The following is a 10,022-nucleotide window of genomic DNA, read 5'->3' as shown; positions in this document are numbered from 1 at the left end:
GAGATGGCGTTTGCGCCCCCGATGATTTTTGGTGCGATATAAATGTTCACTTTGTTTACAATGCCGGCTTCTAAAGCAGCCGCATTCAGTGTGCCGCCACCTTCGAGCAGGATACTGTCTATCCCTTTTTGCCCAAGTAAGACCAGGGCTTTTTTCAGGTCCACTTTTCCATTACGTTCAGGAACGATCATGATCTCGACACCTAACTCTTTCAGTTGTTTTATTTTACTTATTGGCGCTTTTTTTGTCGTGATGATCAGCGTTGGCGCCTCGTCCTGATCCATTAAAATCTTTGATTCAAGCGGGATACGCAGCTGGCTGTCCAGTACGATCCGGGTTGGATCATTGTAACCCGGTACGCGGCAAGTGAGTAAGGGATCGTCTTTCAATACGGTCCCTATCCCCACCATGATACCCGAGAGATAGCCTCTTAACTGATGTGCGTGTTCTCTCGACTGCTCGGATGAGATCCATTTAGAATCCCCTGTCCCTGTCGCGATCTTGCCATCTAAAGACATGGCATATTTCATCAGCACAAAGGGCGTTCTCGTTGTAATGTATTGATTGAATATTTCATTTAATCGATTGCTCTTTTCTTCCAATATCCCTTCAACGACTTCGATACCTGCTTTTCTCAGACGCTCCAGTCCTCTACCGGATACAAGCGGATTCGGATCCGTCGCTGCAACCACTACTTTTTCGAGTTTCTTTTCAATGATCAAATCCGAGCAGGGAGGTGTCTTGCCGTAATGTGAACACGGTTCTAGCGTGACATAAATGGTGGCCCCTTCGACAGATTCCGTGGCCGAACGGATCGCATTGACTTCGGCATGGGCTTCGCCTACCTTTTCATGGTAGCCTTCACCAATAATGCGGCCATCTTTAACGATGACCGCGCCGACCATGGGATTCGGCGACGTAAAGCCTCTGCCTTTTTCAGCTAATTCTAAAGCACGTTCCATATATTTGATATCCATTATAAAATCCTTTCACGGCATTAAAAAAGCCCTCAATCTTTTCAGATTCAGGGCAATACAAAATATATTTTCTGCCACACTTATGAGACACCCCCTATTTCTCGGTAGAGGCGTGCCGCTATATAAAAATGCCCTGGAATAAAAATTCCAGGGCATTCAAAATACAACGTCAGTTTATCTAAACTATCCCCTTGGATAATTCAGACCCATAATTGTGTCATTGATACTGTCTTCTTTCATCCAGACTATACTGTCGGCTTCGGAGTTTAACCGAATCTGCCTTGCGGCTCGTGGGCTTTACCACCGGTAGGGACTTGCACCCTGCCCTGAAGACTATTTAGTTTTGTCAACTCAATAATATAGCGGGGCTGCCTACTTGTCAACATTTTTTATTCAACGTCCGTATTTTTAACGAGAACAGCGACACCCATGCCGCCACCGATACAGAGCGAAGCCAGACCATATTTCGATCCGCGCTGTTTCATGGCATGAATCAGCGTCACTAGAATCCGGTTGCCGCTCGCACCCACGGGATGGCCTAAAGCGATCGCTCCCCCGTTTAGATTCGTGCGTTCGAGCATGTAGTCTTTGCTGACGCCAAAGGCCTCGGTCACTTCTTTCAAGACGCCTAAACTTTGTGAAGCGAACGCTTCGTTCAACTCAAAAATATCGATATCTTCAAAAGCGATATCCGCTTTTTTCATTGCCTGTTTGATCGCCGGTGTCGGACCGAGTCCCATAACAGAAGGATCCACGCCCCCCTGACCAACGGCTACAATTTCAACTAACGGAATTAGGCCGTTGTGCTTCATGTATTCTTCACCCACGACTAAGGTGGCACTGGCGCCATCGTTGATCCCGGATGCGTTTCCGGCTGTCACGGATCCGTCTTTTTTGAAAGCGGGACGCAGGCTGTTCAGTTTGTCTTCCGTCGTTTTACGGTTAGGAAATTCATCCGTGTCGACCACGACTGTTTCACGACGTACAGTCGTTTCAACAGGAACGATCTCATCTTTAAATGAGCCGTTATCTATCGCTTCGATCGCACGCCTTTGAGACATGATCGCAAAAGCATCCTGTTCTTCACGCGTGATACCGTAGCGTTCGACAATGTTTTCAGCGGTTACGCCCATGTGGTACCCTTCAAACGCATCGGTCAAGGCATCATCCAGCATGTGGTCACCCACCTTGTAGCCAGCCATCTTGTGTCCCGAACGCGTGCTGCCGGGAATGAGATAAGGTGCCTGACTCATCGATTCCGTTCCGCCGGCAATAATTGCCTGGTACTCCCCCGATTTGACACCCAGATACGCATTGATGACAGTTTTCAGTCCGCTGCCGCAGACCATGTTAAGAGAATAGGCGGGTACTCCCACTTGAATCCCCGCTTTGATCGACGCTTGACGGGCGACCCCTTGTCCTTGGCCCGCTGGCAGAACGTTTCCAAGCACCACTTCGTCGATGTCTTCATGTCTGATGCCGCTTTGTTCAAGCACACCCTTGATAGCGTAACTGCCTAAGTCTGAGGCAGAAACATCTTTCAAAGCACCTAAAAATGAACCGACCGGCGTGCGTTTTGCGCCTGCGATATATACTTTACTCATCTAATTAATCTCCCCTTCATTTATAACTATTCGTTTAACTCATACTTTTTTCCTTACCTCCTATTTTATAGAAGCCAGTAAGGAAGTAAAGCTAAGCATCGCATCTTTGGGGAAATTTAATCTTTACAGCTCTATCTTTTACTCATCCACTGGAACGACGGCGCCATCCCATGTTTCCAGGATGAAGTCCTGTGTTTCTTCCGAACGTAACACCTCGATAAGTTTGGCAATGCGTTCGTCATTTTCGTCTTCTGAACGAACAGCAACGATATTGGCATACGGTGATGAGGTATTTTCCAAAGCAATCGCGTCATCGACCGGGCTGATACCCTGGTCCACTGCGAAGTTTGAGTTGATGAAGAACACATCGCCTTCGTCCTCGGCATATAGTGTCGGCAGTAAGGCTGCATCGTATTCATATTCGAATTGTAGATCCAAGTCATTTTCAACGATATCATCAAAGGTGGCATCCACCAATTCGACCGAGTCATCGACTTCAATCAGTCCAGCCTCTTCAAGGACACTCAAGACACGCCCGTGATCGGCGACACTGTTACTGGTCAAGATGGTCGCCCCTTCCGGCAAGTCACTCAAGTCATCATAGCGGTTGGAGTAAGCCCCCAGCGGTTCCAAATGAATGCCGCCGGCGTTGACGAAATCATACTCATTTTCTGCCACCTGTCCTTCAAAATAAGGCACATGCTGGAAGTAGTTGGCATCCAGATCTCCATCAGCAAGAGCCAAATTGGGGATGACATAATCATTATAGGTCTCGATCGTTAAATCGATGCCTTCTTCTGCCAGCAGTGGTTTTGCAAATTCTAAAATTTCGGCATGCGGCACATTGGTCGCGCCCACCGTCAATGTCTGTGATTCTTCAGCACTCTCTTCTTCCCCGTTACCACATGCTGCTAATAGTAGTGCACTGCTTAAAATAACTAACCCTTTTAATTTTTTCATCATCTTTCTCCCCTTAATTCTTATTTTTTAATTTAACTGTGATTACCGTTTATCAATTTTGGTGACCCATCTGTCTCCGATAAATTGGATGGTGAACACAATGATCAGAATGATCACGGTCGCAATCAGTGTCACGTTCGGACGACTGCGCTGGAACCCTTCTAAATAAGCCAGGTTCCCTAAACCTCCCGCACCGATCACACCCGCCATCGCAGTGTAGCCCACGAGCGATATGGCTGTGACCGTTATCCCTGCAACGATATTAGGCAGACTTTCCGGGATGTAAACTTTTTTGATGATTTCCCATTTGGTCGAGCCCATCGCTTCGGCGGCCTCGATGACCCCTTTATCCACTTCTCTTAATCCCGATTCGACCAGTCGTCCATAAAACGGTGCGGCTGACAAGATGAGCGCAGGTAAACCCGCGGTCGGTCCTGTCATACTCCCGACTATCGCTTTTGTAAAAGGTATCAGCAAGACGATCAAAATGATAAACGGAATCGAGCGAAACACATTGACTAAAAAGGCGACGACATTATATAAAATGACGGCGAAAACCGACGTACTGTTTCGGGTCTCATACAAGAGTAACCCGAGCAAGATACCTAAGAAAAAAACAGCGATGACCGAAATACTGGTCATGTAAAGCGTTTCTCTCGTTGCGATCCAGACCCGGTCCCAGGCAATCGATTCAAAATCTAAATAGTCTAGAAAGATATTTCCCGTTTGAATTGAATCAGTCAGCATAGTCGATCACCTCCACTTCGATCGGATACGTAGCCAGTAAATTTAAAGCCGCCTGGCGTTCGTCTTTTGTCCCGAGTAACTGGACCACTAACGTCCCCATCGGCACTTCGTGGGTGGACTGGATACTGCCTTGAATGATATTGATGTCGACCCCGGTCTCACGACTGACCTGTGTGATGATCGGTGTGTTCGCGCTCCTGCCTTCAAACATGAGCTGGACGATATCCCCGTCCGGGTAGAGTGCCTGCAGCTCTTTTAACGCTGCTAATGTTTCTTTGCTGTCCATCTCCAGGTCCTGTTTAACAAAGCGCTGTGTCACAGGATGTTTAGGATGCTTGAAGACATCCAGAACCGGTCCTTCTTCTACGATGACGCCTGAATCCATCACGGCGACGCGTTGACAAATCTTTCGGACCACTTCCATCTCATGCGTGATCAGAACAATCGTGACATTCAGTTCCCTATTGATTTTTTCAAGCAGTTCCAGGACTTCATCGGTCGTCTGCGGGTCCAAGGCGCTCGTGGCTTCATCACTGAGCAGCACTTTCGGATCGTTCGCCAATGCTCGGGCAATGCCGACGCGTTGTTTCTCTCCTCCACTCAATTGTGCCGGATACGCGCTTTCCTTTCCTGACAGACCGACTAATTGAATCAATTCTTTCGCTTTTTTTATACGTGTCGCTTTCTCCACCTTGGCGATCTCCAGCGGAAATACCACATTTTCTAAAACCGTTCGGCTCCAGAGCAGATTGAAATGCTGGAAAATCATGCCGATGGATTGACGTTCTTTCCGAATAGCTTTTTTGTTCAATTCGGATAAAACTTTGTCATCTAGCTCTACCGTGCCTTCTGTCGGTGATTCCAAGCCGTTGATCAGACGTAGCAGCGTGCTTTTTCCTGCGCCTGAGTAGCCGACGAATCCAAAAATTTCACCCTTATTGATTGTTAAATCCACTTCTTTGACCGCTTCAAAACGACCGGCCTTGCTTTCATATGTTTTTTTAATTCCCTTTAATGTAATCAATGGTCTCACTCCTTCCAATTATTTCAGACAATAAAAAACGCCCTTCTTGAGTCCACTGACTCAAAAAGGGCGACTAATTTAGTTAAGTTAGCGCGGTTCCACCTTTGTTTGTTGTTTTATCACTAAAACAACCTCTACCAGTACTTAAAAGTCCAAAACGGCTCCTGCATACTGCGGCACTGTACCGGGTGCAACCGGAAATAGCTCATGACATCACTCACTACTTCTGCTCAAAGACCATTTTCCAAATCGATTATCATGCTTCCTTACACCCAACGGAAGCTCTCTGAGATGATACTCTAATCTGTACTTATCTTGTCAACGCTCATTTATTTCTCATTATTTTTTTGTTTTCTTTTAATGATTAGAATTTTAACAGATTACACGATCAGCTGTCAACACTTTTATGGAAATTATTTAGAATGCGTCAATGTTACGATTTGTGTGCCATGAAATTGAGTCGCACGGATTGCCGTTTGTGCCTCAGCCAGGTTCTCATGTGTGATACCGCCACCGGGCAGAATTTCTATCTGCGGCCCGGCTCGTTCGATCAAGGCATTAATGACTTCTTTATGCTGCAGGGCAGAACCGGATGTCCCACCTCTGGTCAGTAGTCGGGTACACCCTGCCTCGATCAACCAGTCTAATGCTTCGGGTTGTTTTTCTTCAGTAATAGCATCAAAAGCCATATGGAAAACACTTTGTCTGGACCCGGCAATGCGGATCAGCGCTTCCGCAAACGGTTTGTCGATATCTCCCTGTTCTGTTAAACAGCCGAAAACAATGCCGTCTGCTCCATTCTTTATCGCCTGCGTAGCTTCTATCAGCATCTGACTCTTTTCGGCCTCGCTGTAAACGAACGATCCGCCGCGTGGTCTGATCATGGAAACGACGTCTACGCCACGCGCATGCGCATACTCAACCGTTTCTATCTGGACAGCTTCTGTCGGTGTCGTTCCGCCTACAGCCAGCTTGTCGCACAGTTCAATACGGTCCACACCTAACTCGATCGCTTCAGGTACATGCGTAAAATTTTCTGCACAGAACTCTTTCTTGATCACAGCGACATATCCTCGCTGCTCTGGCCTCTGACGCCGTACAGGTAACCGAGTACACAGACACCTCCTGAAAAGAGCAAGAACACTGGACTATAGACCGGATTGGAGATGACCCCTCCAAGTAAAATGACGAGCGAGCCGATGACACCTAAAACAGGTGCAACGGTCCCCAAAAAAGTGCTCTTGATGATGCCGGTCTTTTTCAGTCCCATGACTTTAACGTAAAGTAAGATGTATGCCACGTAACTGAAGACGATCGCGATCTCACTGATGTCTCCGCCCGCTAATACATCGAATCTCTGCGTCAGGTAATGGATCATCAGCCAAAAGACGGTGATCAAATAGGCAGATAGGGCTGCATAAGGTGACAGTCCTTCTTTATCACTTATTTGGGCGATTTTCTCACTAAACGGTATCATATTCTTTGATGCCAACGTCTGCGGCAACCGGATGTAGCCAAGCGAGATCCCGTTGACCACGCCTAAGATGGCTATCAATACAAAGGCTAAGAGGATTTTTTCCCCACTTGCGCCAAATATCGAGTAGCCAATTTGACTGATGGCCTGATCCCCTGCCGATAGGATATATTCCGTTCCGACAATGGCGATCATGCCTAAGAAAAAGGCCAGATACACACTGAGTACTATCAGCGGTCCGATCGTCAAGGCGATCGGCATGTTTTTGTGATGATCTTTCACTTCCTGCGTGATGGAAGTCGACACGATCCACCCGTCAAACGAGAAGGCGATCGGTGCCAGTGCGGCCAGGAAGCCCCAGCCAACGGCACTGGATTCTACAGTAACGACACCTTCAGGTAACGCGGGTGTCCCTTGTGTCCAGAATAAACCGATCAATGCGACCCCGATCAAAGGAATCATTTTGACAACGGTTGTGACGTTTTGAAAACGACCACCAAGTTTATACGACAGGTAATTCATTAAGAAGAAGAAGCTTAAATAACTAAATCCCAGTAACGTCTGCAATTCCAGCGTAGGAGTCAAATTCAATAAAGAAACGGTATAAATGCCTGAAACCCAGCTCACGACAGCCGTAATGGTCGGATAATAAACGAACAGTTGAAACCACCCGAAGGCACTTGCAAAACGGGGTGAAACAAATTCTTCATAATAAGAGATGACTCCCCCTCTTTTTTGTGACCGGCTGGCTAATTGAGATAATGTGATACTGCCAAAAATAATACAGAATGCGCCAATCATGAAGACCAAGATACCTAACCAGACACTCCCACCTGTCGCCTGTAGTATATCATCGGATTTGAAAAATATTCCTGAACCGATACTTATTCCGACAATCATCGAAATAGCCGTACTTAATCCATAATGTTGTCTTTTTTCCATCTGGACTCCCTCCTTCAATTTCCTATTAATTTGACGCGTTATTTGTCATTACCCCACTATAGCAAAAAACTAAATCAAAAAGAAGCATGAATCGTCAGAATACTCTAAATAAATAGAGCACCCGATATACCGGATGCTCCAGGCTGCTGATTATCAGCACACGCTCTGCTCAGTGACTCATAGGGCAGCTCTATTCCGCACTTATTCACGTTTTACCCTATCATTCTAGATCAACGTCTTCACGCATCTCTTCTTCTCTAAAGGCTGCCCGTTCTTCTCGTGTTTTTTTCGACACACGCTCTTTTTTTTGCTCAGACAAATATTCCACAACTGACTGAGGTTTTCTTGTATCAAAAGCCTCAATCGGTTCGGGCCCTCTCATCGTTTCACGCTTGATGTATAAGAACCCCTTATTATTGACGTATTCTTTCCAGCGCACTAAGCGGATCATACCTTCAGTGAGTTCGATCGCTGTAATACTGGATGGATAAATCCCGCATCCCGTATTGAAATAAGGAATATTTTTATCTTTAGGAAATTTAAAACGGTGCGTGTGCCCGCAGATCAGCGGTCGCTGGTGTTTAGTGATCCATTTACTGTAATTGCGTTCGATTTTATGACGTCTGGAAACGTTTTTTACCGGACTTGCCGGGTTTTTCATGCCAAAGCGGTGGAAGAACCGCCAGAAGTATTTGATCGAAAGCATGGTGAAGAACCAGAATTGATCATTGGGTGCATCGCCCTGATGACCGTGAATGACGAACAGTTCCTGACTTGTCAAGCGATGTTTTAAAATAATGGCTTCCAGCGGTTCAATGTCTTTCAAGAAATCAAAAAATGTCTCTGTGAATTCATCATAGTTGATGTTTAAATTTTTCTGTACATATTTCGGATTCTTCAGATATATGTCATGGTTGCCGAATATCCGAATGTAGCGGTCATCGTCATAAAAGTTTTTAATCATTGCATACACATCCGGATGGGCATTTTTTATATATTCAAACTCTGAATACTCAAGCAGCTCTTCTCCGTCGCCAATTTCAATAAACGTATACTCATTTGCATAATATTCAGTTAACGCGTGCACAAAAATATTGCGACTTTTCAGGAATTCATCTGAAACGCTACCGTCCCCTCTATGCGCATCACTCATAAATACGATGCGTGAGCAGTCATCGAAATAAACATTCTTTGCTTTTTCATACGCTTCAGTCAAGCGTCGGTCCGTGAACATACTTAACCCTCCTCCAAGCGTTATTCATAGTTTTAGTATACGTTATTTAAGCCCCTGAACGAAAAGGAATGCATCCAACCTTTTCTGATGCTCAGAGGAAAACTATGGTAAAATAGCCTTATAACACGAGGAGTGATCACATGAAGTTCGGCATCCGCAAACTCAGTCTGAAGAGATCGCTTAAAGCACGGACCACTGGCAAATGGAAACGCCAAGTCAAAAGACAAAGCAGTCCCTTCTACGAAAAAAAAGGGATGGGCTACATCCGAGATCCTAAAAAAGCACTTTACAATAAAGTCTATAATAAGACGACAGTCGGCCTTAACCCGCTATCGGGCATTGATAACTCTTCGTCATCAAAAAAAAGACCGGCCAGCCGGTCTTCTGACTGGAACAAGATTGTCTATACTAAGCACAGAACGTTTAAAAAAGGCGTAGCTGTCGCCTCTCCTATTGAACGTTTCTTCCGTAAAATAATGGGTAAAAGATCCATCGCTACAAAAACGAAAGAAGAACAAATAGTCGTCGAACAAGCAACTTACCGCGAAGTGGTGACCCTCCGGAAGCAAGCTGATCAAAACATCAACGATTATGATCAAGCGATGCGTTCTGTGGGAGAAACAGTCAACCCCGAGATCCTTTTCACTTACTTGACTCAGGCTGAAGGGGCCTTATCAGAAGCGGTCGAGCTCTCCCGTAACCATTCATTTTTAGTCGCAGAAGGCGATTTTCTAGAAAAAACTCTCACTGCTTTCAAACAGGATAAAAATGCTCTCATAAAAGAGTTTATAAACAGACACTACGAAAACTCCATTGAGGATGCGGACGAGCTGAAAACGGACAGAGACAAACGAAACAGATATGCCAAGGACTATAAGGTATTGACACAGTATTTCAATCAGCTCTCCCCCTCTTTGATCGCTTATATCAATCACCAATGGCAAGATAAGATCATAAAAACAAAGCCTGTAAAGAAGGAATAATAATGATCGGTATTGAACTGGGTATGGTCGTTCTGACAGTATTGTAGCTTTAGAATGCTATGAAGAAATCTTTGGAC

At 45.6% G+C, this 10,022-nt stretch carries 9 protein-coding genes, 1 riboswitch and 1 other annotated feature; of the genes, 1 reads left to right on the top strand and 8 read right to left on the bottom strand.

Features of this window, described 5'->3' with window-relative positions; translation table 11 throughout:
* The 8 genes from ribD to R6U02_RS03410 all read right to left on the bottom strand — a co-directional run.
* On the bottom strand, positions 1-977 hold a 977-nt coding region (ribD, locus tag R6U02_RS03445; protein ID WP_410262241.1), incomplete at its 3' end, for a bifunctional diaminohydroxyphosphoribosylaminopyrimidine deaminase/5-amino-6-(5-phosphoribosylamino)uracil reductase RibD.
* A gap of 224 nt (positions 978-1,201) precedes the next feature.
* Positions 1,202-1,315, bottom strand: a riboswitch (FMN riboswitch).
* 51 nt (positions 1,316-1,366) lie between these two features.
* A complete protein-coding gene (locus tag R6U02_RS03440) occupies positions 1,367-2,581 on the bottom strand; it encodes an acetyl-CoA C-acetyltransferase (RefSeq protein ID WP_410262240.1) in 1,215 nt (404 codons plus the stop codon).
* Positions 2,582-2,719: 138 nt separating this feature from the next.
* Positions 2,720-3,544 carry a MetQ/NlpA family ABC transporter substrate-binding protein gene (locus tag R6U02_RS03435; RefSeq protein ID WP_410262239.1) on the bottom strand — a complete coding sequence of 275 codons (825 nt, stop codon included), beginning with the start codon at positions 3,542-3,544 and terminating at the stop codon, positions 2,720-2,722.
* 39 nt (positions 3,545-3,583) lie between these two features.
* Positions 3,584-4,288 carry a methionine ABC transporter permease gene (locus R6U02_RS03430; RefSeq protein ID WP_410262238.1) on the bottom strand — a complete coding sequence of 235 codons (705 nt, stop codon included), beginning with the start codon at positions 4,286-4,288 and terminating at the stop codon, positions 3,584-3,586.
* A complete protein-coding gene (locus R6U02_RS03425; protein WP_410262237.1) occupies positions 4,278-5,312 on the bottom strand; it encodes a methionine ABC transporter ATP-binding protein in 1,035 nt (344 codons plus the stop codon). Before R6U02_RS03425 ends, R6U02_RS03430 begins: the two co-directional genes overlap by 11 nt.
* Before the next feature lie 62 nt (positions 5,313-5,374).
* Positions 5,375-5,643, bottom strand: a binding site (T-box leader).
* 82 nt (positions 5,644-5,725) lie between these two features.
* On the bottom strand, positions 5,726-6,373 hold the full coding sequence (locus R6U02_RS03420; RefSeq protein WP_410262236.1) for a copper homeostasis protein CutC: 648 nt from the start codon (positions 6,371-6,373) through the stop codon (positions 5,726-5,728).
* Positions 6,370-7,728 (bottom strand): APC family permease, encoded by a 1,359-nt coding sequence (locus tag R6U02_RS03415; protein WP_410262235.1) that lies wholly within the window; start codon positions 7,726-7,728, stop codon positions 6,370-6,372. Before R6U02_RS03415 ends, R6U02_RS03420 begins: the two co-directional genes overlap by 4 nt.
* A gap of 220 nt (positions 7,729-7,948) precedes the next feature.
* Complete coding sequence (locus tag R6U02_RS03410) at positions 7,949-8,962, bottom strand: metallophosphoesterase (RefSeq protein ID WP_410262234.1); 1,014 nt, start codon at positions 8,960-8,962, stop codon at positions 7,949-7,951.
* A 140-nt stretch (positions 8,963-9,102) separates the two neighbouring features.
* Here R6U02_RS03410 and R6U02_RS03405 point away from each other — a divergent pair, with 140 nt between their 5' ends.
* Complete coding sequence (locus R6U02_RS03405) at positions 9,103-9,945, top strand: hypothetical protein (protein WP_410262233.1); 843 nt, start codon at positions 9,103-9,105, stop codon at positions 9,943-9,945.
* The last annotated feature ends 77 nt before the right edge of the window (positions 9,946-10,022 follow it).

This window comes from Alkalibacterium sp. (assembly GCF_046484155.1).
Lineage (GTDB): Bacteria > Bacillota > Bacilli > Lactobacillales > Carnobacteriaceae_A > Alkalibacterium.
This window is presented reverse-complemented; position numbering and strand designations above follow the sequence as displayed.